General features: G+C 64.0%; 25 protein-coding genes and 1 pseudogene. 11 read left to right on the forward strand and 15 right to left on the reverse strand.

All coding sequences use genetic code 11. From position 1 onward, the window contains the following. Window positions 1-99 precede the first annotated feature (99 nt). Entirely contained in the window at window positions 100-504 is a 405-nt protein-coding gene (locus tag AB0362_RS06075; RefSeq protein ID WP_283347435.1) for a CrcB family protein, read from the forward strand. Further along, entirely contained in the window at window positions 501-866 is a 366-nt protein-coding gene (locus AB0362_RS06080; protein WP_068055485.1) for a CrcB family protein, read from the forward strand. The genes AB0362_RS06075 and AB0362_RS06080 overlap by 4 nt, the downstream gene beginning before the upstream one ends. A gap of 10 nt (window positions 867-876) precedes the next feature. Here the strand turns inward: AB0362_RS06080 and AB0362_RS06085 are convergent, their stop codons facing one another. The 7 genes from AB0362_RS06085 to AB0362_RS06115 all read right to left on the reverse strand — a co-directional run bounded on the left by AB0362_RS06085 (window position 877) and on the right by AB0362_RS06115 (window position 6,940). Beyond that, window positions 877-1,452: a YdcF family protein gene (locus AB0362_RS06085; RefSeq protein ID WP_366235164.1), complete on the reverse strand. Its 576-nt coding sequence runs from the start codon at window positions 1,450-1,452 to the stop codon at window positions 877-879. Window positions 1,453-1,502: 50 nt separating this feature from the next. Then, the gene (locus AB0362_RS06090; RefSeq protein ID WP_094640793.1) at window positions 1,503-1,709 is read right to left on the reverse strand and encodes a hypothetical protein; all 207 of its coding nucleotides are present in this window, start codon (window positions 1,707-1,709) and stop codon (window positions 1,503-1,505) included. Between the two features lie 79 nt (window positions 1,710-1,788). Continuing rightward, complete coding sequence (locus AB0362_RS06095; RefSeq protein WP_366235165.1) at window positions 1,789-2,607, reverse strand: MerR family transcriptional regulator; 819 nt, start codon at window positions 2,605-2,607, stop codon at window positions 1,789-1,791. After that, window positions 2,604-4,139: an NAD(P)/FAD-dependent oxidoreductase gene (locus tag AB0362_RS06100; RefSeq protein WP_366235166.1), complete on the reverse strand. Its 1,536-nt coding sequence runs from the start codon at window positions 4,137-4,139 to the stop codon at window positions 2,604-2,606. Before AB0362_RS06100 ends, AB0362_RS06095 begins: the two co-directional genes overlap by 4 nt. Further along, the gene (locus AB0362_RS06105) at window positions 4,136-5,056 is read right to left on the reverse strand and encodes a ferritin-like domain-containing protein (protein ID WP_366235167.1); all 921 of its coding nucleotides are present in this window, start codon (window positions 5,054-5,056) and stop codon (window positions 4,136-4,138) included. Before AB0362_RS06105 ends, AB0362_RS06100 begins: the two co-directional genes overlap by 4 nt. A gap of 1 nt (window position 5,057) precedes the next feature. After that, the gene (locus AB0362_RS06110) at window positions 5,058-5,936 is read right to left on the reverse strand and encodes an SDR family NAD(P)-dependent oxidoreductase (protein ID WP_366235168.1); all 879 of its coding nucleotides are present in this window, start codon (window positions 5,934-5,936) and stop codon (window positions 5,058-5,060) included. Then, window positions 5,933-6,940: an alpha/beta hydrolase gene (locus AB0362_RS06115; RefSeq protein ID WP_366235169.1), complete on the reverse strand. Its 1,008-nt coding sequence runs from the start codon at window positions 6,938-6,940 to the stop codon at window positions 5,933-5,935. Before AB0362_RS06115 ends, AB0362_RS06110 begins: the two co-directional genes overlap by 4 nt. A 112-nt stretch (window positions 6,941-7,052) precedes the next feature. Here AB0362_RS06115 and AB0362_RS06120 point away from each other — a divergent pair, with 112 nt between their 5' ends. Both AB0362_RS06120 and AB0362_RS06125 read left to right on the forward strand, forming a co-directional pair. Further along, entirely contained in the window at window positions 7,053-8,141 is a 1,089-nt protein-coding gene (locus AB0362_RS06120) for a ferredoxin--NADP reductase (protein ID WP_366235430.1), read from the forward strand. Beyond that, window positions 8,141-9,550, forward strand: a complete 1,410-nt coding sequence (locus AB0362_RS06125) for an AarF/UbiB family protein (RefSeq protein ID WP_366235170.1) — start codon at window positions 8,141-8,143, stop codon at window positions 9,548-9,550. Before AB0362_RS06120 ends, AB0362_RS06125 begins: the two co-directional genes overlap by 1 nt. Before the next feature lie 4 nt (window positions 9,551-9,554). On the opposite strand, the gene AB0362_RS06130 is transcribed toward AB0362_RS06125, so the two are convergent. The 3 genes from AB0362_RS06130 to AB0362_RS06140 are packed head-to-tail and all read right to left on the reverse strand — an operon-like array spanning window position 9,555 to window position 12,607. Next, window positions 9,555-10,232: a TetR/AcrR family transcriptional regulator gene (locus AB0362_RS06130; protein ID WP_366235171.1), complete on the reverse strand. Its 678-nt coding sequence runs from the start codon at window positions 10,230-10,232 to the stop codon at window positions 9,555-9,557. Beyond that, window positions 10,229-11,050 carry an alpha/beta fold hydrolase gene (locus AB0362_RS06135; RefSeq protein ID WP_094640786.1) on the reverse strand — a complete coding sequence of 274 codons (822 nt, stop codon included), beginning with the start codon at window positions 11,048-11,050 and terminating at the stop codon, window positions 10,229-10,231. Before AB0362_RS06135 ends, AB0362_RS06130 begins: the two co-directional genes overlap by 4 nt. A gap of 21 nt (window positions 11,051-11,071) precedes the next feature. Next, complete coding sequence (locus AB0362_RS06140) at window positions 11,072-12,607, reverse strand: NAD(P)/FAD-dependent oxidoreductase (protein WP_366235172.1); 1,536 nt, start codon at window positions 12,605-12,607, stop codon at window positions 11,072-11,074. Window positions 12,608-12,804: 197 nt separating this feature from the next. Here AB0362_RS06140 and AB0362_RS06145 point away from each other — a divergent pair, with 197 nt between their 5' ends. From AB0362_RS06145 to AB0362_RS06160, 4 genes and pseudogenes are all read left to right on the forward strand, one after another. Next, the gene (locus AB0362_RS06145; protein ID WP_366235173.1) at window positions 12,805-12,963 is read left to right on the forward strand and encodes a hypothetical protein; all 159 of its coding nucleotides are present in this window, start codon (window positions 12,805-12,807) and stop codon (window positions 12,961-12,963) included. A gap of 73 nt (window positions 12,964-13,036) precedes the next feature. Beyond that, window positions 13,037-13,681 carry a TetR/AcrR family transcriptional regulator gene (locus AB0362_RS06150; protein ID WP_366235174.1) on the forward strand — a complete coding sequence of 215 codons (645 nt, stop codon included), beginning with the start codon at window positions 13,037-13,039 and terminating at the stop codon, window positions 13,679-13,681. 19 nt (window positions 13,682-13,700) lie between these two features. Beyond that, window positions 13,701-14,723, forward strand: coding sequence for a YdcF family protein (locus AB0362_RS06155; RefSeq protein ID WP_366235175.1), 1,023 nt, complete (start codon window positions 13,701-13,703; stop codon window positions 14,721-14,723). A 186-nt stretch (window positions 14,724-14,909) separates the two neighbouring features. After that, a pseudogene (locus AB0362_RS06160) lies at window positions 14,910-15,077 on the forward strand (CsbD family protein); the annotation flags it as partial. A gap of 472 nt (window positions 15,078-15,549) precedes the next feature. Here the strand turns inward: AB0362_RS06160 and AB0362_RS06165 are convergent. Both AB0362_RS06165 and AB0362_RS06170 read right to left on the reverse strand, forming a co-directional pair. Beyond that, on the reverse strand, window positions 15,550-15,846 hold the full coding sequence (locus tag AB0362_RS06165) for a hypothetical protein (RefSeq protein WP_032376174.1): 297 nt from the start codon (window positions 15,844-15,846) through the stop codon (window positions 15,550-15,552). Between the two features lie 105 nt (window positions 15,847-15,951). Beyond that, window positions 15,952-17,004 (reverse strand): alpha/beta hydrolase family protein, encoded by a 1,053-nt coding sequence (locus AB0362_RS06170; RefSeq protein ID WP_068055601.1) that lies wholly within the window; start codon window positions 17,002-17,004, stop codon window positions 15,952-15,954. Window positions 17,005-17,217: 213 nt separating this feature from the next. On the opposite strand from AB0362_RS06170, the gene AB0362_RS06175 reads away from it, so the two are divergent. Further along, complete coding sequence (locus AB0362_RS06175) at window positions 17,218-17,613, forward strand: hypothetical protein (protein ID WP_366235176.1); 396 nt, start codon at window positions 17,218-17,220, stop codon at window positions 17,611-17,613. A 79-nt stretch (window positions 17,614-17,692) separates the two neighbouring features. Here AB0362_RS06175 and AB0362_RS06180 read toward each other — a convergent pair whose 3' ends face one another. Continuing rightward, window positions 17,693-19,000, reverse strand: a complete 1,308-nt coding sequence (locus AB0362_RS06180; RefSeq protein ID WP_317809998.1) for an NAD(P)/FAD-dependent oxidoreductase — start codon at window positions 18,998-19,000, stop codon at window positions 17,693-17,695. Between the two features lie 165 nt (window positions 19,001-19,165). On the opposite strand from AB0362_RS06180, the gene AB0362_RS06185 reads away from it, so the two are divergent. After that, on the forward strand, window positions 19,166-19,402 hold the full coding sequence (locus AB0362_RS06185; protein WP_317809996.1) for a heavy metal-associated domain-containing protein: 237 nt from the start codon (window positions 19,166-19,168) through the stop codon (window positions 19,400-19,402). Between the two features lie 33 nt (window positions 19,403-19,435). Next, window positions 19,436-21,490 carry a heavy metal translocating P-type ATPase gene (locus AB0362_RS06190; RefSeq protein ID WP_317809994.1) on the forward strand — a complete coding sequence of 685 codons (2,055 nt, stop codon included), beginning with the start codon at window positions 19,436-19,438 and terminating at the stop codon, window positions 21,488-21,490. Between the two features lie 83 nt (window positions 21,491-21,573). Here the strand turns inward: AB0362_RS06190 and AB0362_RS06195 are convergent, their stop codons facing one another. Both AB0362_RS06195 and AB0362_RS06200 read right to left on the reverse strand, forming a co-directional pair. Then, window positions 21,574-22,200: a DUF305 domain-containing protein gene (locus tag AB0362_RS06195; protein ID WP_317809993.1), complete on the reverse strand. Its 627-nt coding sequence runs from the start codon at window positions 22,198-22,200 to the stop codon at window positions 21,574-21,576. 82 nt (window positions 22,201-22,282) lie between these two features. Beyond that, a complete protein-coding gene (locus tag AB0362_RS06200) occupies window positions 22,283-22,678 on the reverse strand; it encodes a DUF6153 family protein (RefSeq protein WP_317809992.1) in 396 nt (131 codons plus the stop codon). Window positions 22,679-22,726 lie beyond the last annotated feature (48 nt).

The following is a 22,726-nucleotide window of genomic DNA, read 5'->3' on the forward strand; positions in this document are numbered from 1 at the left end:
CCGTGTCGTCCGCAGTCACACGCCGACTTTACCCCGGCCCACCCTGGCCGACCTTCTTCCACTCGGCCGAGTGGCCCGACTCCCACTAGGCTCGCTTCGATGATCGAGGCACTGCAGAGAGCGGACCGTCGTCGATCGTTCGGTGAGTACCTTGCGGTCACCGTCGGCGGCGGGGTCGGTGCGGCGTTGCGATACGAGGTCTGGACGTGGCGAGGATCGCCGAGGTGGCTGTTGATGAGCACGTTCGGCGTCAACGTGTTCGGGTGCCTCGTCGTCGGCGCTGCCCTGGGCTACCTGTGGGGACGGCCCGCCCCGGTTGCCCGCGCGGCCCTGTTCGGGCTGGCGTGCGGGTTCACCACCTTCAGCCTGTACGCGTTCCAAGCGGTGACGCATCGCGGTGCATGGAATTCGGTGGTGTACCTGGTGGGAACGCCGATCATCGCGTTGATCGCCATGGCACTCGGCGCGGCGATCACCAAGCCGAGGCCGAGCAGCATTCGATGACGACCATGATTCTGGTGGCCGTCGGGGGTGGGCTGGCTGCGCTCGGGCAGTTCGTGTTCTCGTACGCCATCAGGTCCAGGCGACGGTTGTCCGCGCTCAATCTGCTGGCGTGTGCGGCGTTGGGCTTGGTGTTCGCTCTCGATCCACCGGACCGGTTTCGTTCGCTGGTGGGCATCGGATTTCTGGCGTCGGTGGCCCCCTTGGCCACGGTGGCGCTGGCTACGCTTCGGCTCACCAGAAACCAGGAGTATCGCAGCGCAACAGTATTTTTCGCTGCCAATGTGGTGGGCGGAATCGCTGCCGTGATGTTCGGATTCCTGGCGTGGAAGTCCGGAATCACGCTTTATCACAAGATTTTCTGACCCGCTCGGATCAGTCGTCCGCCGAGTTCTCGCACGGTCCCTGTACGCCCGCCTTGACGAAGCCTGCGATTTGGTACAGGTAGGTGAACTCCCATTCGACGAGGGAGAAGTCGTAGGCACGTGGCGTCGGACGCATCGTGACGGATCCGTCGAAGCACTGGTCGAATATGTACCGGGCGCGGGGTAGGTGGTAGCGCCACGTGACGACGATGACGTGATTCCACCCTCGCTCGCGGGCGAGTTCCTCGGTGAACATCGCTTCTCCGCGTGTGGTCGACGGAGTCGGCGGAATGCACAGCACCTCGAACTCGGTCGTCGATGCCGCGCAGTACTTCTTCATGGTCGGGTCGCGGGAACCGTAGGGATCGGAGAGCACCACCGTCTTCGCCAGACCCTGCTCGGCGAGCGAGATGCCGTAGGCCTCGCGGCCGTCGTGTTCGCCGCCCAGTACGACGATGGCGTCGGCCGAGGTCATCGGATCGACGCGGGCCTTCGTGAACGCGAGGTACCCGCCGACACCGATCGCAGACACCAGGACAACCGGAATCGCGAAGGCCAGAAACAGCAACAGACGTCCGCGGAACACCTCACCAGGTTAGGGAAGGTGCACCGCGGGCGCGCGGTCAGAGACTCGGATCACTCACTGGGCTGAGGCACAGTGACGTTGCAGTCGGTGACCTCGGGGTTGATGCCGAAGTAGTTGAGCGGTCCTGCGACGACAGTGAGGGCGATGGTGCCCGCTCCGCCGCAGTTCTCGGGTGCGCTCTCGAAGTATCCACGTTGGTACGACGCGAATGCGCCGATGATCAGCCAGACGAGAACGATCAACGTAACGAATCTCATGGTGCCCCCTTAGGCGTTCAGCCGCCGTTCGGCTGTCGAGAATTACGTATGTCCGATTGTCGCAGCCTTCAAACCGCAGTCATTCGCTCCGCCTGGACAAGGTCTGCGACAGGTAATCACTCAGGGCCTGTTCCTGCACGCGATCGAGGGCACGCGCCAACTCTGCCTCTGCCGATTTCATCGCCAGGCTGCGCATCTTCTCGAACATCTCGGTGGTCTCGGCCACCTCCCCCGACTTGGGGAGCCACCCCGGACCGTGTTTCGCGGCCAGATGGTCGGTCACGCTCCCCACCATCGATTCTGCGATGGCGTTCATCTTCGATGCAGTTCGCTCGTGCTGGTCGAGCAGTTGCTCCAGGGTGAAGCCGTACTGGCTGAGATCGACGAACACCTCGAGGAGAGTGGGATCGAGTATCTCGGCCTGATCTCCGTCGATTCTGATCAGTTTCGCTTCGATGAGTCGGGCAACGATGTCGTCGTTGTCCTCACCGAGAAATTGCGCAATCAGTTCGACGGGGATGACCGTGGTCTCGGCCGACGACCACTTGCGGGTCACGATTTCCTGCAGGCCGAGGATTTCTTTTAGGTCCTTGCCCTGTTCCCACCCCGAGAGGAAATCCGCGATGTGCGCCGAGGTGAACCCTCGTTGGAGCAGCGAGTCGATCACCTTCAGTCGAGTCAGGTGATCGTCGTCGTAAATTCCGACTCGGCCTCGGAGCGTGGGCGGCGGAAGCAGTCCGCGTTCCTGGTACGCCCGCACATTGCGAGTGGTCGTCTTGGCCTCTCGGGCCAAGTCGTCGATTCGATACTCCACCGAGCTCCCTACCTCCGCCGCGCGTCGACCCACAGGATATACGTCGACCACGCGGCGGAAGTGGGAGCCGAATCCGAACGTCATCGCAACGGAAGCGTGCTCTCGTGCATCCGCAGCGGTTCTCGCGGCCGTTCGACGCGGCGCGGAGTCATGGTGAAATCGCCCTGCTCGACGCTTCTGAGCTGGTTGACGTACTGGGTGGCGAAACCGGGGAACATGGTGGCGTTGAAGCCGTCCTCGGTGAGATACCAGCTGCTGCAACCGGAATTCCAGGTCGTCTTGGCGAGTTTGCGCTGCATCTCCTCGTTGTAGGCATCCTGAACGTCCTGGCGCACATCGGCGCTGTGCAGATTGCCGTCGAGAACCAGGGAGATGGCCTCGACAAGGTAGTCGATCTGGGCCTCCATGTACACCAGGGCCGAGCTGTGCCCCGGTCCGGAGTTCGGGCCGAAGGTGAAGTACATGTTCGGGTAGCCCGATACGGCAATGCTCTTGTACGCCTTGGCCCCTGCGCTCCACTCGTCGGCCAGTACCCGGCCGTCGCGCCCGGTGATCGGGATGGGGGTTCCGGTGTTGGAGACGTCGAATCCGGTGGCGAACACGATGGCGTCGAACCGATGCTCGACGCCTTCCACGGTCCGAATTCCCTTGGGCGAGAGCGTTGCGATCGGCCACGTCACCAGCGTGCAGTTCGGCTTCTGCAAGGCCGGGTAGTAGTCGCTGGTCATCAACAACCTCTTGCAGCCGGCCCGGAACCGCGGGGTCAGCTGGCGTCGCAGCCACGGATCGCGAACCTGACGACGCAGATGCGCGCGACCGACCAGTTCGACGATGCGCGTCAACGGCGTCTTCCACACGACACCGAGGGCGACGGACTCGTGGCCCCAGAACCACAGCGAACGCGCCAGGGTCTGGGCCTGCGGATACCGGGCGTACCGACGCTTGGTGCTGCCCTGTGTCTTTCGGTTCATTCTGGGCAGCGTCCAGCCCGGGGTGCGCTGGAACACCTTGACCGTATCGGCGATTTTCACCAGTTCGGGAACGATCTGCACCGCGCTCGCCCCGGTTCCGACGACGGCGATCTTCTTTCCCTCGAAGTCGTAGTCGTGGTCCCACCGAGCACTGTGGATCTTGTGTCCCTCGTAGGTGTCGATGCCCCGAATGTTCGGCAGGCTGGCATTGGCGAGTGGTCCCGAGGCCATCACCACCGTGCGGGCCCGAACGTCGGCGTGCCCGTCGATGCTCAGGTGCCAATGCCCGGCCGCCTCGTTCCAGATGATGTCGACCACGTTGTGGCCGAATCGAATACGCGACTCGATGTCGAACTCCCCCACCATCGTGTGGATGTACTCGAGAATCTCACCGCTGCCGGAGTAGGTGTGCGACCAGTTGGGGTTGGGCGCGAAACTGTACGAGTACAACCTGGACGGGATGTCGCACGCGGCACCCGGATAAGTGTTGTCTCGCCAGGTTCCTCCGACTGCGCTGCCGCGTTCGAGGATGACGAAGTTGTCGATACCTTTGTTGCGCAGTCGGATAGCGGAACCGATTCCGGCAAACCCTGCGCCGACGATCACCGCATCGAGCACACCGTCGCGCACATCGAACTCGCTCATGCGACGGGCTCGTAGGTCAGTTCCTTGGCCCAGGTCGGCTCGGAATTGAGAGTCTTCGTAGGGTACCGGCGCGTGAGCTTCACCAGGCCGTCCGCCAGCAGGTGGTACGGGTGCTTGCGATTGATCACGATGCTGCCGTGCCATTGCACGATGCGGTACATGGGCACCCGCAACGCAACGGGATTGCGCTGACCGACACTCTTGAACCGCTTCATCGCGGTGTACAGGCGCTCCTCGTCGACACCCATCTCGACGATGTTGTCGCGCATCTTGTTCAGCAGCGGGATGTACCGCAGCGTTCCGACGATGAGGGCCGGGTTCATCCACGCGCCTACGGTGTCGACCAGAATCTTGCGCATCCGCGAATGCCCGAGCAGCTCGATCACTGCGAAATCGACTGCAAGGTGCCGTGATTCGTCGGAGTTGATCTTCTTGAACACCGACTGACATACCGGGTCGTCGATCTCGTCCATGATGAACTTCACGAGCGCACCGTCCAATGCGACCTCGAGCATCGGAATGACGGTGCCCAGTACGGCCAGTGACAGCCCGTCCGAGTGCTTGTCCAGCCAGTCGATGACGAGCTTGACGTTGATGTTCGGCTCGGGCATCTCGTCGCCGTCGAGCATGCCCCACCGCCGCATGAGAGCGAGTTCGGCGTTGGCGTGCTTCTGCTCCTCGGCGTGGAAGTAGCGGTAGATCTCCGCCAGCGTCTCGTTCGGTGCCTTGAGCGCCATGGCGGCGAAGCCGCGAGCGCCCACGTTCTCGATCCACATCAGATCGGACATGAAGGGCTTGAGTTTGGCATGCAGTTCGGGGCTGATGGTGTCGGCTCCCGGGCCGTCCCAATCGATGTCCGCCAACGCCCACTGACGGTCCTTGATCTTGGTCAACATGTCTTCGAAGTCCATTGCCATGTCAGGCTCCTGTGGTTGTAGTAGTGAGGGATTCGTTCTTCGCCGTGTCCTGGTCGGCGGGCATCACCCGATTGAGCAACCCGAGAAAACGCACGTACACCGCGGGCAGCAGTCTCTTGAATCGCCACACGGCCTTGGCGTCGAACTGGGGGACGACGTAGAGCCGACCCCTGTCGAAGGCGTCGAGCGTTCGGGCAGCGATCTTGTCCGGCGAGCGTCCGGTCCAGCGCATCGCCATCTCGGCCAGCCGAGACGAACTCGCGGTGATGCGGCCGTCCACGGCCACGTTGGTCTTGACGAAGGTGGGGCACAGAACCGAGATGCGCACACCGGTACCCGACAGTTCCGCCGCCATCGTTTCCGACAGCGACATCACCGCGGATTTGCCGACGTTGTACGGACCCATCAGCGGCGCGGCGGCAAAGCCTGCGGCGGAGGCGACGTTGATGATTCCGCCCTCGCCGGCGGCCCGCAGCGCAGGGGTGAACACCTCGCAGCCGTGGATCACTCCCCAGAGGTTGATCCCCAAGGCCCAGTTCCAGTCCTCGAAACCGATGTTGCCGACGGGCTTTCCACCGATCCCGACGCCGGCGTTGTTGATCAGCACCGTCGTCGGTCCGTCGAATTCGATGCCGGCACGTAGCGCCAACTCCTCGACGTTCTCGCGGATCGACACATCGCACTCGACGGCGTATCCGGTGGCACCGAGGGCGTTCACCATCGCTACTGTCTCCTGCGCGCGCGGCAACGAGATATCGGCACACATGACTGCTCCGCCACGACGAGCCAGTTCGAGTGCGAACGCCCGGCCGATGCCACTGCCCGCGCCGGTCACGACCGCTCTGGACCCATACGACGGTTTCCCGGTCTTGCTTCTCATCGACTTACCTGTTCCTTCGAATCTTGTTGCACAAGTCGGTTGTCGAGTGCATGGGTGATGAATTCGGCTGCATGTTCCAGCGCGTGAGCGGCCTCGGGGATCAGCCGCGGGAGAGCCTGGAACACGTGCATCTGGTCGGGCCAGATCTCGAGTTCGCTTCGTCCGCCTGCCGCATCGATCATGGAGTGGAGGTGTCGCGCGTCGCCGCGCAGCATTTCGGCTCCGCCGACTTGAATCAGGGTGGGTGGCAGGTCGCATACGAGCGCGAGGTCGAGCCGCAATCGCGGAAGGTTCGTGTCGTGGCCTTCGGTGTACAGGGCCACCAGTCCTCGCGCCGCCTTCGCCGAGATCATCGGGTCCTTGCGCGTGCGCTCCATCCGAGCCGACAGCTCGAAGTCGAGATCCACCAGCGGCGAGAACAACACCATCGCCCCCGGCTGCGGCGTCCCGGTCCGATCGTTCTCGATGAGCAGGTCGGCAGCGAGGTGGCCGCCGGCCGAGTCTCCGGCGATGACGATGTTCGCAGCGGTGTACCCCTGGCCGAGTAGCCAGCGGTACGCGGATTCGAGGTCGTCGGCGGCGGCGGGAAACGGGTGTTCCGGGGCCAGCCGATAGTCGACCGTGAACACCGGCAGGCCGGTCGCGGAGGACAACCGCGCGGTCAGACCACGATGCGTCCGTGCCGAACAGATGACGTACGCGCTGCCGTGGATGTAGAGAATCACCCGGGGTCCCGGGGTCAGGCCGGGTGCGCGCACCCATTCGCCGCGCACCGGGCCGTCGGCCACGATGTCCACCCTCGTCCCCTTCGGCACCGGACCGAAGAGGTTCATCGAGGTGGCGACGAGGCGTCGGGAGAACTCGATGCCGCTGCGAGACGTCGGAAGCAGGTTCGTCATCGGGCGCAGCGTCAGCCGAGTCATCAACGCTGCCAGTCGCGTTCGCCGAGACCCGGCACCGAATGCGCCGCGCGGCAGGTAGTCGTCGTTCGTGGTCGAAGTCACCTCGTCACCTTCACCCGCTATTCGCCATTTGTCAATGGCCTATTAATTGGTGGCGAAGTGTGCGACAGTGACGACCGACACGCAACGAGCCCGAAAGAGGGAACAAGTGACGATGTTCAGGAGCGCACCACCGGCAGACCTCGGTACGTCGACCAGCGATCCCGAGGCGGGAATCTTCGAGGTGGAAATTGCCGAGGTGACCCACGAGACCGAGGACGCCGTCTCGCTCGGATTCGCGGTCCCCGAGCACGCGGAGACACACTTTCGATACGCGCCGGGACAGTTCCTCACACTGGAGATCCCCTGCGCCGAAGGCGGTTCGGTGGCCCGCTGCTACTCGTTCTCCAGCTCGCCGGTACGCGACCCGTTTCCCACTGTGACCGTGAAACGAATCAAGGACGGGCTCGCGTCGCACTGGTTGCACGACAACGCAGTCCGAGGGATGCGACTGAAGGCGCTGAAGCCGTCGGGCATGTTCGGCCCGGACAACTGGGACGTCGATTTCGTCCTCATGGCAGCCGGTAGCGGCATCACCCCGATCATGTCCATCATCAAAACCGCACTGTTGCGGCACGAGAACCGCATCACCCTCGTCTATGCCAACCAGAACCGCGGCTCGGTGATCTTCGCGGAACAGCTGACCGAACTGCAGTCTCGTTTTCCCGATCGACTCGACATCCACCACTGGTTCGCATCGGACTCTGGGCTGCCCACAGCTGCGGGACTGACCACGATGGGCGCCTCGGTTCCGGCAGAGTGCGAGGCCTTCCTGTGCGGCCCGCCGCAGTACATGAACGTCGCAGAGGAGTGGCTCGCCCGCACCGGGACGGTCACACACAGAACGCATCGAGAGGTGTTCTCCTCCTTCGACTCCAATCCGTTCCGGAGCGAAAACACCGCGTCGGCTCACGAATCGGACGCACAGTCCGTCACCGCTCAGGTCGAGATCGACGGAACAGAGACCGAATTCGCCTGGAATCCCGGCACCAAGCTTCTCGACCGACTCCTCGAACTCGGTCTCGATCCGCCCTACGTCTGCCGCGAAGGGACCTGCGGCGGCTGCGCGTACACACTCACCGAAGGCACTGTGACCATGCTCGCCAACGAGACACTCGACGAGCACGAGCTCGAACACGGGGTTCGATTGGCATGCCAGTCCGTGCCCGAATCCCAGTCGATCCGTGCGGTGTTCGATCGCTGATGCCCGACGCGATGGGCCGTGACACCGACTCCGACGGAGCGCCTATCAAGGCCCTCGACATCGCGTATCCCGACCTCACACACTTCGGACTCGAAGAGTTGGGCCGGGCCGCGTGGATCACCGTGGTACTCCTGGCTGCCGCAGCGATCGCCGTCGTTCGCTGGCCGGTGTCCTGGCTCGCCAAACGCCGTCGTTTCACGGTCGCGCTCGCAGAGGGCGTGGTCAAAGGATTCGAGGCGCTGGGGCCGACGTTCGTCAAACTGGGACAACTCATGGCGTCGTCGCCCGGTGTGTTCCCCCCGGTTCTTGCCGATGCGTGTCTGCGATTGCTCGACGGTGTGCCACCCGTCCCTACCCACAAGGCTCGCCGTGTCATCGAACGCGACCTGGGTGGCACTATTGCGGAACTGTTCACCTCGTTCGACGATGTGCCGCTCTCGGCCGCATCCGTGGCGCAGGTCCACGCCTGTGTGCTACCCGACGGGCGCGAGGCGGTCGTCAAAGTGCAGCGGCCCGAAATCCGTCGTCGCATGCGAGTCGATCTACGGGTGGCCTTCACCGGTGCGTCGTTGTTGGAGAGGTTCTTCGAGGTCTTCCGCATCGCCAACGCGACGGCCGTCGTCCGTGACCTCGACGAATTGACGGCCGAGGAACTCGACAGTGCAGCAGAAGCATTGCGTCAGCAACGCTTTCGCGACAACCTGTATGTCTTCGGGGACAATTCTCACGTGATGGTTCCGGACATCTACTGGAGCCATTGCGGACCCCGGGTGATCTGCATGGAACGAGTTCGAGGAACCCCGGTTGGCCGTATCACGCCGGGCGATCTCGCCGGGCTCGATTCCGAGCTGCAGTTGCGTCGCGGCGTCAAGGTCTGGCTGGAAGCCGTTGTTCTGCACGGTCCCTTCCACGGCGATGTGCATGCCGGCAATCTGTGGGCACTGGACGACGGACGGGTGGGATTCCTGGACTTCGGAATCGTCGGGGAACTACCCGAGCAGTGGCGCGAGGTACTTCGCGAGATGTTCCGTGCCTCCCTGTTCGACGGCAACTACACCGAAGCTGCGCGACGCATCCGCATGCTCGGCATCACCGAGGGAACAACTCTGGGCGACAAGCTGATCGGTCTGCAGCTGAGGAAGTTGTTCGAGCCGATTCTGGGTCGAGGAGCCGCCCGCGTCGACCTGAGCAAACTCGTCGCGTCTCTGGTCGAGACAGGCAGGCGCTGGGGTATCGCGACACCGGAGGAACTGGTGTTGTTCGGCAAGCAGCTCGGCTACTTCGAGCGCTACTCGGCGGCACTCGCACCGGAATGGGTGTTGGGTCGAGACCTGTTCCTGTTCAGAAACATTCTCCCGGAGGAAGTGGCCGCAGCGGTGGCCGCGAGGAACATCGCGCTCCCGGACTGAGTCCTCACGGCTCGTCGATCAACGGATGAGATTCCGACGCGAATCGCTCGGCCGAGCCCGCGGCACGCGCTATGCCCGCAATTCCGCCCCACACCATCATGGTGAGGTAGTCGACGAGCTCGTCGGCCGTCATGGTTCGATCGAAGATCCACCAGTGTGACGCCAATCGAACGGCACCGATCATTGCGAAGGCGATGGGCATCGAGCCGGCCGTGGAGAACTCACGCTCTCTAAATCTGCCGGCGATGACGGTGGCCAGGAGCTCGGCGATCAGCCCCTCCGCGGCGGTGATGACGTCGTGGTTGCCCGAGACGGCGTTGTTGGCGTGGACGTAGATGTAGATCTCGGGATCCGTGTCGACCGTCGAGACGTAGGCGGAAATCACTACCCGGGTGAGGTGATACTCGTCGAGGTCCTCGGACATCGCATCCTTGATCCGAGGCACCAGCTCGGTCTCGACGTATCGCGCCATGGCAGCGTCGGTCAGGCCCCGTTTGTCGGTGAAATGCTTGTACAGAACAGTTTTCGAGACACCGTTCGCAGAGGCGATGTCGTCCATGCCGATGTTGTGACCCTGCTGTCGGATCGTGTCCAGAGTGCAGTCGAGCAGTTCACGCCGCCGCGTGATCCGATGATCGCGCCACCGGTGGCTTCGGCCGTCGACCTTCTCCGGAACGCTCACGCCGACTGCGAGACGGTTCGTGATCCCCTCAACAGAATCGACGCCACCAGTTCCGGATCGTCCGACATCGGTACGTGCCCGAGCCCCGCGTACGTCGTCACGTCCGCCTGCGGAAAGGTTCGACGCACCAGCGGTGCCTGATACACCGGCAGAACCCAGTCGCGACGCCCCCACGCGACGGTGACAGGGACATCCTCGTCGACAGGAATGCTGAAGCGCGGCACTGCGTTACCCGCTGCGTCGATCGCCCGGTTGGTGGTGATACTGAGCGCGTCGATGGTGGCCGTCGCGGCGGGAACTCGCCACGGCTTGGCGTAGAAGACACCGTTGGCGATCGTACGACCGACGACCGAACGCATGACGGCCGGTGCGATCGGGCTGATCACTCGGGACAACGCGCGCAGCAATCGGAACACGAGCAGCGCACGCGTCTGATCCCAGTGTCCGCGAAAGAATCCGGCCGGCGAGAGCGCGGTGGCCGAGGCAACCGATCCGCGGGCGGCGAGTTCGAGGGCGAAGTATCCCCCCAACGAGTTTCCGGCCACGTGCGGCTTCTCGCCGTCCACCGCCACGTGCTCGAGGAACCGCTCCAGTTCGGCGACGATCCACGGGCCGAGATCGAACTCCTCGGTGGGTAGTTCGGGTGAATCACCGTGGCCGGGCAGGTCGACCGTCACCACTCGCCGGTGCTGCGCGAGTGTCTCGATGACGCTGTCCCAGGCGTGTTGCCGATGAACTATCCCATGGATCAGCACCAGGGTCGGTCCCTCGCCGCGGATGGTGTGCGCGAGCGCGGGGCCCTCGATGTCGAAAGTCATTGCGGTCCGATCTGTTCTCGTCTATCCGGTGCGAGCGTCGACTGCTTCGGGGCCGGCCACCCGTGCAGGTACGGTCCGCCCGAACGTCATCGATTCGGTGAGATCGTCGAAACGCGCGTCTATTCTGTCGAGAATATAGTTCTGCCTCACCGACCAGGGCCGCTCGGTTCCCGATTTGGGTAGCTCGTCCAAGGATCGCGTGACATATCCCGATGCGAGGTCCACGACCGGTCGAGATTCCACCGGCTTGCCCGCTCGGTCGGGAATCGCGTGGGTGTAGCCGTGAGACTGCATGTACACCAACAGTTTCGCCACCGCCTTGGCCGTCATGTCGGCTTTGAGCGTCCACGATACATTCGTGTACCCGATGCACCAGGCAACGTTGGGCACGTCCTCGAGCATGTGCCCCTTGTAGACGAACTTGTCGTGCGCCGCGAAGGGCTTTCCGTCCAGTGACAGCGCGATGCCACCGAAGGCCTTGAGCTTCAACCCCGTTGCAGTGACGATGATGTCGGCCGGGATCTCGTCTCCGGATTCCAGGACGATGCCGTCGGCGGTCACGCGGGAGATTCGGTCGGTCACCACGGTCGCACGACCGGACCGAATGGCCTTGAACAGGTCGCCGTCCGGCACCACACACAGTCGCTGGTCCCACGGGGCGTACGTCGGATCGAAGTGCTTGTCGACGTCGTATCCCCGCGGCAGTTGCGCCTTCGTCATGGCGCGGAACACTCGGCGGGCCGTCTTCGGTGCGCGTCGACACAACTGATACGAGCCGACCATCAACAGTGCATTACGCCACCGCAATGCACTGTGCGCCAGGGAGTCCGGCAGTACGCGCTGAGTGAGCGTGGTGAACGGGTCGGTCATCGGCAGTGACGCGATGTAGGTGGGCGAGCGCTGCAGCATCGTCACCGACGCGGCCTCGGCTGCGAGTGAGGGCACCAAAGTGATTGCGGTTGCGCCACTTCCGATCACGACGACCCTCTTGCCCGAGTGGTCCAGATCCTCGGGCCACTGCTGTGGGTGCACCATCTGCCCGGTGAACTCGTCGGCCCCGGGAAGATCGGGGGTGTACCCGCCCGAGTAGTCGAAGTATCCGGTGCACAGGAACACGAATCGGCTGCGATAGGTCTTCGGAACACCGCTCGAAAGCGTCTCGACGGTCCACAGGTCCGTCGACGAATCCCAGTTCGCGGCCTCGACCGACGTCGAGAAATCGGTGTGTTCGTCGATGCCGTTCGCGTAGGCGGTATCGACGATGTAATTGCGGATGTCTTCGCCGTGCGCGAGCAGAGTGTCTCCCTGCCACGGTGTGTGCGGGAACGAGAACGTGAAGATGTCGCTGTCCGAACGAATTCCGGGGTACCGGAACAGGTCCCAGGTACCGCCTGCGCGCTCGCGACCTTCCAGGATGGTGTAGCTGAGCTCCGGTGCCATCTGCTGCAGGCGATATGCGGCTCCGACGCCCGATATGCCTGCACCGATGATGAGAACGTCCTGGAAATTGTCGACGGAGCCGTCGAACTCGGGCCATCGTCCTCGGCTTGTCGTCACGTCGCGCCTCGCTGTCTCGCCGAACACCTCGCGGATCGGCCCGACTGTGCGGCGGATCGCGACTTACATCACACAATGTGCCATTGACGAGTGGCGGTGTCAATGACAGTGTTCACCGCACACCGAAGACAGGAACCCCTCATGAACCACACATCACCCGTTGGCTGCATCCACACAGCACAGGGAACCAGAACCCGATGACTGCTGTGGCGGTCGGGGCCGCAGCAGTCATCGCTCTCGTCCTACTGGCGTCGAGGGGATCGGGCCTGGACTTCGAGCGACGTGCCCTGTCCGGCGCATACAAGCCGGTGCGCTCGAAGTGGCCGAAGCGACCGGTCACGCGCCGTCGCACGTGACGAGCTCGCGAGCGGTCCATTCCGTTCCGTGACGTCGACAACGGCAGCGGGCCCGGTCAGTACTCTCGACCCCATGGGCGATCGGAAGTACGCAGGCAGGTCGCCCGAGGAGCGATCCTCCGAACGCATCGCCCGTCTCATGGACACCGCGATCGCTCTGTTCGGCAGCCACGGGTACGCGGCAACCACGATCGGGATGTTGTGCGCGGAATCGAACGTGTCGACCCGTCACTTCTATCGCGAGGTCGGAAGCCGGTCGGAGCTGCTCAAGAAGATCGTCACCACCATGAATCAGGACGGCGAGCACGCTGCACGAGAGGCACTGACCGCCGACGGTCGGCAACCGGTGTTGGCGTCGATCGACGCCGCAATCCGGGCGTACCTCGGCGTCACGTGTCGCACCAGGATGTCGGCTCGGGTCTGCTACGTCGAGGTGGTCGGCGTCAGTACCGACATCGAACTGTGGCGCATGAACCAGCGAGACGTCATCGTCGAGATGTTCGACTCCCTGGCGACCACCGCCGCAGCACGAGGAGAACTGCCGAACAGAAACTATCGCCTGGTCATTCTTGCCATCATCGGTGCCGCCAACATCTTCGCCCAGGAATGGGCCCTGAGCCGCAGTTCCGACGTCGGAACCACCGATGACACCTTCACCCCGTACATCGACACCCTCGTCGAGTTGGTCACCGCTGCACTGACGACACCACTCCCCTGACCGGAACCAGGTTCGAACCATGCTCCTACTCGCGTTGGCCGTCGTCTTGGTCGTCACGTCGTTCGTCCGTATCCGGCGAGACCCGCGTCGGCTGTCCAACGGCCTGACTGTCATTGCGGCTCTCGCTGCGCTGGCGATCGGATCGCTGAGTCTGCTGCATCGGCTGGACGCCCGGGTCGAGGCGATTCTCGTCGTTGCGGTGCTGTCGGCAATCCTGCTGACGGCAATCGGACTCGTGGGCGCAGCGGCCATCAATGGGCTGGTGGTGATCAGGCGCGAAGGGCTCCGGCTCTCGACCGCACTGCCACTTGCTCTGGCGGTTGCGGTGACGCTGGGTGTGGGGCTGTTCGTCGCAGTGGCGGCCGTGCTGGAAACGCACACTCTGCCCCTGTGGTTGCTGGCCGCGGTTTGGACAGGGGTGCTGTTCTCGATCTGCCTCGGCGTCCAGCTCGCCGCGTTCTCGGTCCACGCACTGATCTACGGACACTTGGAGCCTCCGAAAGGAAGTGCAGCCGTTGTTGCTCTGGGATGCGGGCTGGGCTCGGGAGGAACCGTGACGCCTCTTCTCGAGAGCCGACTGAACCGCGCCCTCGATGTGTACAACGCCGAAGTGGCGTCCGGACATCGCCCGGCCCTGGTCGTATCCGGCGGACAAGGATCCGACGAGGAGACTGCGGAGGCCACGGCAATGAAGAAGTACCTGGTCGGCAAGGGTGTGTCCGAAAAACTGATCCTCGCCGAGGCGCGCTCGCGAAACACTCGGGAGAACTTGACGATGACGAGGGACCTTCTGGAGTCGTCGGATCTGAGATCGGAGCCGATGATCGTGGTGACCAGCAACTTTCACGTCCTGCGAACGGCCGCGTTCTCTCGCGATCTGGGTCTCGACGCTCATGTGACGGGAGCCGACACGGCACGTTTCTACGCACCGACGGCGTTCCTGCGCGAGTTCGTCGCAATCCTGCATCGCTACCGGAAGCCCAACATCGCTCTGCTGGTCGGCATCGCTTCGATCGTGGTGATTCTCCAACACGTGAACTGACAATGCGGGGCCCGACGGCACCAGCGAACTGCGCGACATCGAGCATCCCCACCGATAGTGACCCGGAACACGCCCGTCGGACGTATGTTTCGGAGCGTCGATTTCGACTCATACCTAACGGCGTCGTCCGCGACGCCCCCAGCTCCGGGTATCCGGAGACGACCTACACGAAAGAGGTACTCACCGATGGCCGACTTCATCGACAAGGCTCAGCACAAGGCAGAGGAACTGGCCGGGACTGCGAAGGAGAAGGCCGGCGAGGCAACCGGTGACGACAGCCTTCGCGCCGAGGGTGCCAAGGATCAGGCGAAGGCCAACACTCATCAGGCCGCCGACAAGGTCTCCGACGTCGCCGAAAGCGCCGCCGACTCCGCAGCCGGTGCCGCCAAGGAGGCCAAGCACGCAGCCGCCGATGTCGCCGACAAGGCGTCCGACGTGGCCGAGGACGTCAAGAACACCGTCAAGGACAAGGTCTCGAACGTCGATGCCGACGACGTGAAGGAGAAGGCCTCCCAGGTCGCCGACAAGGCAGCCGACAAGGCCTCCGCCGTCGCCGACGACGTGAAGAACACGGTTCGCAACATCGACTCCGAGGATGTCGCCCAGGCGGCGAAGGTCGGCACTCCGATCATCGCAGCCGTCGCAGCCGCAGCCGGTGCCGTCGCGTTCGTACTGATTCGTCGACGCAACCGTCGCCGTAGCGCTGCGCACCTGTTCGTTCCGTCGAAGCGCACCACCCGCAAGCTCGCCAAGAAGGCCCGCAAGCACAGCTTCTGAAGGTGATGACGAAAGGCCCCGCCTCGATCGAGGCGGGGCCTTCTGCGTCCTACAGCGGCTTGAGCGCCCGGCTGGGTACCCAATGAGTGACGGTTTCGCTGCGGTCTCGTGACATCAACTCGTACGTGACGCGGCCCAGCCAATCTCCGTCCACGGTGATGGACCACTCGACCAGATCTCCCGGCACGACGCGTCGCACATCGAATCCCTCGGGATTGAACTTCGAGGCGTGGTGCGGCGGCAGCGGGTAGAGGATGTTCAGGTCGATCCACACCTTCAGCGGTGGTCGGAGCAGCTTGAACGGGCGCACGGCAGACGCCGGTCGAGGTTGTGCGCGCCGTGCCATCGTTCGATCATACGTTCGATCACTACGCCGATCCACCGCCCCGGACAACGAAGAACGGCCACCCGCACACGAGGTGCAGGTGGCCGTTGTTCGGTGCTGAAAAGATCAGATGCCGAGCGATCCCGCCAGGAACGGCCAGGAGTTGTGCAGATCGTCCTGCCAGTAGCCCCACGAGTGGTTTCCGACCGGGCGGAAGTCCACGGTGGCCGGGATACCGAGCTGATCGAGGCGCTTGGCCAGGTTCGAGGTGCAGAAGTTGGTGGCAACTTCGATGCCACCGCCGACGATGACCTGGTTGGCAAGCGTCGCCGGGTCGTTCTTCAGACGCGGGTTGGCAAAGGTGTCGTTCGGGGCACCGGGCAGGCCGCTGCCGGTGCTCATGTAGATCTGCGTTCCACGGAGCTTCTCGGCGTTGAGCAGCGGGTCGTTCTCGCGCCACACGGGGCCGTCGAGCGGTCCCCACATGTTCTCGACGTTGCCGCCGCCGTAGGTCTCGACGACGAGCTTGACGAACTGCTGACCGATGGGGTCGGAGGTCTGAGCGCAGCCGCTGTACGCCGCGACGCCGGTGAACTTGCCCGGGTACTTGATCGCGATGTTGAGAACCGAGGTGCCCGTCATGGACAGCGCTGCGAGCGACTGGCGACCGTTGGTGTCGAACTGAGCGTCGATCAGCGGGGGCAGCTCTTCACCGAGGAAGGTGCTCCACTTGTTGCTGCCGAGCTTCGGATCGTCCTGGAGCCAGTCGGTGTAGTAGGACCACTTGCCCTTCTGCGGAGTCACGATGTACGCGTTCTTGTCCGACAGGAAGGCCTCGGCGTCGGTCTGCGACTGCCACGATGCGGCATCCTCGCCGCCGCCTGCGCCGTTGAGCAGGTACAGCACCGGGCGGGACACGCTGTCGTCGGCCGGCTTCTGCACCGTCACGGGAATGGTGCGGTTCATGGACGCCGAGTACACCTGGAGCTGGACCTGGCGGTTCTCGAGGGTGTTCACCGACTCGATCCTCGATCCGTTGCTCGACTGCGTCGTAGCCGCAGGCAGCTCTTCCGCAGACGCGACGGGCGTCATCAGCGCGGTCGGGAGAATCGCCACTGCGAGGGCGACGGCCGTAGCCGAACCGATTCGCCGGAAGCCGTGTCGTCGAGATCGTGGCACGCTGTTTCACCTTTTCGTCGAGTTACACCGGTCGAGTCTCTACATCGGCCGAAGATGAGGTGACGTTACCTCGAGCAAACGTCCCGAGCGTTATGGACCGGACGAATCCGAGACGCGATCGTGATGCTCTCGGCAACGCAGACACAGAGGTGTTCCCTCGATACGGGTGTCTGTGGTCTATTGGGTGCCCGTCCCGCGAAGGAGTCGATCGAGATGTTTCGTCGCACCGCTGTCATTGCTTGCGTCATTGCAGGTGCCGCTGCCTTCGGAACGGGAACGGCCGCAGCCGACGAGTGGCCCACTCCGCCGCCGTATCCGAGTCCGACGGCCCCACAGGATGTCACCGGATTCCTCACCCCGCAGGACCTGGACTACTGGAATCGGTTCGTCAGCAAGAATCGACTGACCTCGCCCTACGGCAACAGCACCCGCATCGTGTGCACCGGATTTCACGGCGTGCTGTCCTCCTGCTGGCAGGCCGATTCGAATGGCAACCCGCACAAGCTGATTCCGCTGAACATGAACTACCCGGGTTCGACGGGTCAGCTGCTGCCCGGCGGAGGTCCCGGGCACTTCGTCTACCCCGGCTTCATCCCCGGCATCGGCTGACCCGCACCTGGTTGTTCACTATCGTCGACCGATCGCGGATTTCCGCCGATCGGCGACGGTACTGAACGCTGGCGTTCGCTCAGTTGTACGGCTTACGCGCCGTTTCCGGGTCACCGTAAGTGATGGCGCGTTCGCGTCGGGTACCGGTGGCGAGGGTTGCGGCCCAGTTGATCAGCGTCCCGACGCGATTGCGGTTGCCGGCCAGGAACGCGATGTGGATGACGCCCCACGAGACCCAGCCGAGGAATCCGGACATCTTCAGCGGCCCGGCCTGTACCAGTGCGTGACCGCGGGCGATGTAGGCCGCGGTGCCGAGGTCTCGGTACTTGAAATCCTTTCGCGCAGAACCGGACAGGTCTGCTGCGATGGCCGCACCCGCCGCTCGCCCGCCCTGCATCGCCACTTCGGCCACTCCCGCAAGCTTGTTCAGCGACATGATGTCTCCGACGACGAACACAGTGCGATGTCCGGGGATCGAGAGGTCCGGTTGCACGGCGATGCGTCCGGATCGATCCTGTTCGACGTCCATCGCGTCGGCGAGTTGCTTCACGAACGGAACGGCTTCGACGCCTGCGGTCCACAGCACGGTGTGGGTGTCGTAGCGAGTGACGGTGTTGGGTTCGGCCTTGGCCGTCACCTCGACGTCGGTGGCCGTGACGTCGGTGACGTGAACTCCGAGATGGGTTTCCACTCCTATCTCGTCGAGGGTGCGTTGCGCATTCTTCGTCAGGGAGTCGGGGAACGATTCGAGTACGCGGTCACCGCCGTGGAAGAGCAGCACCCGCGCTTCCGACGGGTGGATCGCGTCGAACTCCTTCGCCAGCGCCCTGGAGGCGAGTTCCCTTATCTGACCGGCCAATTCGACTCCGGTCGGGCCTCCCCCTGCCACGGCGAACGTGAGCCATGGTCGGCGTTCCTCGACGGTGGGCAGAGACTCCGCCATCTCGAAGGCGGAGATCAGCTTTCGCCTGATCGCGAGGGCATCGTCGAGGGTCTTCATCCCCGGTGCCCACTGCACGTATTCGTCGTGGCCGTGATAGGCCTGCTGCATTCCGACAGCGACGACGAGGTACTCGTAGGGCAGCTCGAAGGTCGAGCCGTCGAACCGGCTTGCCGTCACCACTCCACCGTCACCCACCGCGGTCACCGAGGTCGCTTCGCCCAGTGCCACATGCACGTTCTTCTGCTTACGCAGCAGGTGTCGCAGTGGACTGGCGATCGAGCCCTCGGACACCAGACCGGTGGCGCACTGATAGAGCAGTGGCTGAAAGACGTGGGAGGTGCCGCGCTCGAGCACGGTGACGTCGACGTCCTCACCGCGTAGACGCCGGGCCGCGTGCAGCCCGCCGAATCCTCCGCCGATGACCAATACCCGTGGACGTGCCATGTGAACGCTCTCCCTCGGACGGACCCCCAGAGAAGGACTCTCCGATATCGCAGCCTACTCGAGCAGATTCGATTCGCCCCACCCCTTTCCATGCATACCCAGAGGGGGTATGTTCGAGCCGTCACCCAAGATACCCCCTAGGGGTATGCGAGCAAAGGCGGAGAAATGGAACTGTTCACCAGCAACTATCGAGTCACCGGCATGACCTGCGGCCACTGCGAAGCGTCGATCACCGAAGAGGTCGGCGAGCTCGCCGAGGTGGAGTCCGTGGTCGCGTCCGCCGCCAGTGGGACACTGACCGTGGTCGGTACGCCGGCGCTCCACGAGTCAGAGGTCATCGCCGCGGTCCGACAGGCCGGCTATTCGGCCGTCGCGGATCCCTCCAGTTCACACCGTTCGTAGCCGCCGAACTCGTCAGCGGGAAGGACCAGCACGATGACCCACACGCACGCGGAACACTCGACACATTCGGAACACGAAGGCCACCAAGGACACAGCGACCATGCGGGGCACGGCGATCACGTCGGGATGTTCCGACGCCTGTTCACCATCATGGTCGTGCTTGCCGTCCCCGTCGTCCTCGCGTCCGAGATGTTCGCGATGCTCGTCGGATACTCACTGCCCGACGAGCCATGGATCGACTGGATCTCCCCGGTGCTGGGCACCGTGATGTTCGTCTGGGGCGGTTCTCCGTTCCTCACCGGCGCAGTGAGCGAAATCCGTTCGCGCGCTCCGGGCATGATGCTCCTCATCGCATTGGCGATCACCGTCGCGTTCGGTGCCTCGATGGGGGCAAGTCTGGGCATCCTCGATCATCGGCTCGACTTCTGGTGGGAACTGGCGCTGCTGATCGTGATCATGCTGCTCGGGCACTGGATCGAGATGCGATCTCTTGCGCAGACCACATCCGCGCTGGATTCACTGGCAGCACTGCTGCCCGACACTGCAGAACGCGTCGAAGGCGACGACGTGGTGCCGGTATCCCCGGACCGACTTCAGCTCGGCGATGTCGTCGTCGTCCGTCCCGGAGGACGAGTGCCCGCCGACGGCACCGTCGTCGCCGGCTCGGCGAGCATGGACGAATCGATGATCACCGGCGAATCGAAGACGGTCCGTCGCCGCGAAGGCGATCAGGTCGTCGCGGGAACAGTGGCCACCGATTCAGGTCTTCGCGTGCAGGTCACCGCCGTCGGGGACGACACCACACTCGCCGGAATCGGCCGGTTGGTTGCCGACGCCCAGAACTCGACGTCGCGAGCTCAACGCATCGCCGACACGGCAGCGGGATGGTTGTTCTGGTTCGCCCTCGGATCGGCCGGCCTCACCGCCGCCGCGTGGACACTGTTCGGGATGCCCGACGACGCCGTTGTCCGCACGATCACGGTGCTGGTCATCGCCTGCCCGCACGCACTCGGTTTGGCGATCCCGCTGGTCGTGTCCATCGCCACCGAACGAGCCGCCCGCGGCGGTGTGCTCGTCAAGGACCGGCTCGCACTCGAAACCATGCGGGTCGTGGATACCGTGCTGTTCGACAAGACCGGCACCCTCACTATGGGCGAACCCAACGTCACCGCGATCGAGGCGACCGCCGGGCACAGCCCCGACGAAGTTCTTGCGCTCGCTGCAGCTGCAGAAGCCGATTCCGAGCACCCGTTGGCGCGCGCCATCGTCGCCGCTGCGAGGCATCGAGAGCTGGCCGTTTCTTCGGCCACCGACTTCCGATCGTCCCCGGCGATCGGGGTGTCCGCCGACGTCGACGGACTCCACATCCAGGTCGGCGGGCCTGCACTACTGAAGCAGGAACACGCAACCGAACTCTCTGTTGCCGATCGATGGCGCGAGGGCGGGGCGATCATCCTGCATGTCCTCGCCGGCGACACCGTCATCGGAGCGCTCGCCCTCGCTGACGAGATACGACCCGAATCCCGCACTGCGATCGACGCGTTGCACGCAAGAGAAATCACGGTGGTGATGATCACCGGAGACGCCGAAGCCGTCGCAAAATCCGTTGCCACCGAACTCGGCGTGGACCGGTACTTCGCCGGAGTGAAACCGGCAGACAAGTCGCACACTGTGGCGACCCTGCAACAGGAGGGGCGCACCGTCGCGATGGTCGGCGACGGGGTCAACGACGCCCCGGCATTGGCGCAGGCCGATGTGGGTATCGCGATCGGAGCCGGTACCGATGTCGCGATCGCGTCGGCGGGAGTGATCCTGGCCAGCGACGACCCCAGGTCCGTGCTGTCGGTGATCGAACTCTCCCGGGCCTCGTACCGGAAGATGAAGCAAAACCTGTGGTGGGCAGCGGGATACAACCTGATATCGGTTCCGCTCGCGGCAGGAGTGCTGGCACCGGTCGGCTTCGTGCTCCCCATGTCGATCGGTGCCGTCCTGATGTCACTGTCGACGATCGTCGTCGCCGCCAACGCGCAGCTACTCCGTCGACTCGACCTCTCCCCCGACGCGGTGACCGGCCGACCTGTGCACTGAGCCATCGACGACGCCCAATCGCCCCGGCACGGCCGAAGGCCGCACCCCCGATGAGAGGGTGCGGCCTTCGGTGTCTGTGCAGATCAGCCGAGCAAGGCCTGCATGGTGTCGATTTCCTGCTGCTGCGAGGCCACGATCTCGCGCGCCATTTCCTGCGCGTCGGGGTTCGAGCCGTCGGCGATCTCGATGTTCGCCATCTCGATTGCGCCCTCGTGGTGCTCGATCATCATCGTCAACCACTGGCGGTCGAACTCGGCACCGGTGGCCGCACTCAACGCGTCCATGTCCTGTTGGCTCATCATGCCCATGCCCATGCCCGAGCTGTGGTCCATTCCGCCCATCTCACCCATGTCGGACGAGGGTGCGGGCTGACCCCATTCGGCGAGCCAGGCCGTCATCCGGTCCATCTCCGGTTGCTGCGCGGCTTCGATCGCCGACGCCAAGGCAACGACGTCCGAATTGTCGGTGCGGCCCTCGACCATGGCCGCCATCTCGACCGCCTGCGCATGATGCGGGTACATCATCTGCGCGAACATCACGTCCGCATCGTTGAATTCTGCGGACGCGTCGGCCTGGTCCGATGACGCCGACGACGAGTTCTGCGAGCCCATCGAATGGCCGTCCATCGACGAGTCGTCGCTACTGCAGCCGGCGAGAAGGAATGCGCTCACGGTGGCGGCAGCCAGCGAAGCGACGAGTGTTGTACGCATGTGAATCTCCTTGAACAAGTGCGAAATACAGGGATCTGGGTATGGCGATCCGCCGGTGGTCGTGCGTCCACCGGACTGCATGTCACACTCGCAAGGTCACCGATCTGTCCAGCTCCCAGAGGGTCCACGGCGGCGCACGCTCCGAGATGGAGTCGGTGCGCCCACCGATACCGTCCTCCGACATCGGCGAGTGGACGACATCGACGCTCGTCGCCGGGACCGACAACGCAGCCCACGCCACCGTGGTTCCCGCGCACGGATGCATCATCTGATGTGCCGACGGGCAGTCGTGTTCGCCGGCCGCCACCTGTACCGGATCCTCGTGGTGAGTCGTCGACGCCATGGCGGCGTGTTCGCTGCTCACCGACATGATCGGTGTCACCGAGTGCATCAGCAGCACCCCGAAGATCGTCAGCGCGATCAGCAATCCGGTCGCCGAGGCGGAGCCCAGGCGTCTGCGTCGGATCACTGAGTACATGTCACCGACGATAGCAAGTCATACCCCCTAGGGGTAGCCGGCAGGGAC

This window comes from Rhodococcus sp. NPDC079359 (assembly GCF_040702585.1).
Taxonomy (GTDB): Bacteria; Actinomycetota; Actinomycetes; order Mycobacteriales; family Mycobacteriaceae; genus Rhodococcoides.

Excerpts from the sequence above, each read along its gene's own strand:
- AB0362_RS06075 (WP_283347435.1), top strand. The coding sequence starts at position 100 with ATGATCGAGGCACTGCAGAGAGCGGACCGTCGTCGATCGTTCGGTGAG.
- AB0362_RS06080 (WP_068055485.1), top strand. The coding sequence starts at position 501 with ATGACGACCATGATTCTGGTGGCCGTCGGGGGTGGGCTGGCTGCGCTC.
- AB0362_RS06090 (WP_094640793.1), bottom strand. The coding sequence starts at position 1,709 with ATGAGATTCGTTACGTTGATCGTTCTCGTCTGGCTGATCATCGGCGCA.
- AB0362_RS06095 (WP_366235165.1), bottom strand. The coding sequence starts at position 2,607 with ATGACGTTCGGATTCGGCTCCCACTTCCGCCGCGTGGTCGACGTATAT.
- AB0362_RS06100 (WP_366235166.1), bottom strand. The coding sequence starts at position 4,139 with ATGAGCGAGTTCGATGTGCGCGACGGTGTGCTCGATGCGGTGATCGTC.
- AB0362_RS06105 (WP_366235167.1), bottom strand. The coding sequence starts at position 5,056 with ATGGCAATGGACTTCGAAGACATGTTGACCAAGATCAAGGACCGTCAG.
- AB0362_RS06110 (WP_366235168.1), bottom strand. The coding sequence starts at position 5,936 with ATGAGAAGCAAGACCGGGAAACCGTCGTATGGGTCCAGAGCGGTCGTG.
- AB0362_RS06120 (WP_366235430.1), top strand. The coding sequence starts at position 7,053 with ATGTTCAGGAGCGCACCACCGGCAGACCTCGGTACGTCGACCAGCGAT.
- AB0362_RS06125 (WP_366235170.1), top strand. The coding sequence starts at position 8,141 with ATGCCCGACGCGATGGGCCGTGACACCGACTCCGACGGAGCGCCTATC.
- AB0362_RS06135 (WP_094640786.1), bottom strand. The coding sequence starts at position 11,050 with ATGACTTTCGACATCGAGGGCCCCGCGCTCGCGCACACCATCCGCGGC.
- AB0362_RS06145 (WP_366235173.1), top strand. The coding sequence starts at position 12,805 with ATGACTGCTGTGGCGGTCGGGGCCGCAGCAGTCATCGCTCTCGTCCTA.
- AB0362_RS06150 (WP_366235174.1), top strand. The coding sequence starts at position 13,037 with ATGGGCGATCGGAAGTACGCAGGCAGGTCGCCCGAGGAGCGATCCTCC.
- AB0362_RS06155 (WP_366235175.1), top strand. The coding sequence starts at position 13,701 with ATGCTCCTACTCGCGTTGGCCGTCGTCTTGGTCGTCACGTCGTTCGTC.
- AB0362_RS06165 (WP_032376174.1), bottom strand. The coding sequence starts at position 15,846 with ATGGCACGGCGCGCACAACCTCGACCGGCGTCTGCCGTGCGCCCGTTC.
- AB0362_RS06175 (WP_366235176.1), top strand. The coding sequence starts at position 17,218 with ATGTTTCGTCGCACCGCTGTCATTGCTTGCGTCATTGCAGGTGCCGCT.
- AB0362_RS06180 (WP_317809998.1), bottom strand. The coding sequence starts at position 19,000 with ATGGCACGTCCACGGGTATTGGTCATCGGCGGAGGATTCGGCGGGCTG.
- AB0362_RS06185 (WP_317809996.1), top strand. The coding sequence starts at position 19,166 with ATGGAACTGTTCACCAGCAACTATCGAGTCACCGGCATGACCTGCGGC.
- AB0362_RS06190 (WP_317809994.1), top strand. The coding sequence starts at position 19,436 with ATGACCCACACGCACGCGGAACACTCGACACATTCGGAACACGAAGGC.
- AB0362_RS06195 (WP_317809993.1), bottom strand. The coding sequence starts at position 22,200 with ATGCGTACAACACTCGTCGCTTCGCTGGCTGCCGCCACCGTGAGCGCA.
- AB0362_RS06200 (WP_317809992.1), bottom strand. The coding sequence starts at position 22,678 with ATGTACTCAGTGATCCGACGCAGACGCCTGGGCTCCGCCTCGGCGACC.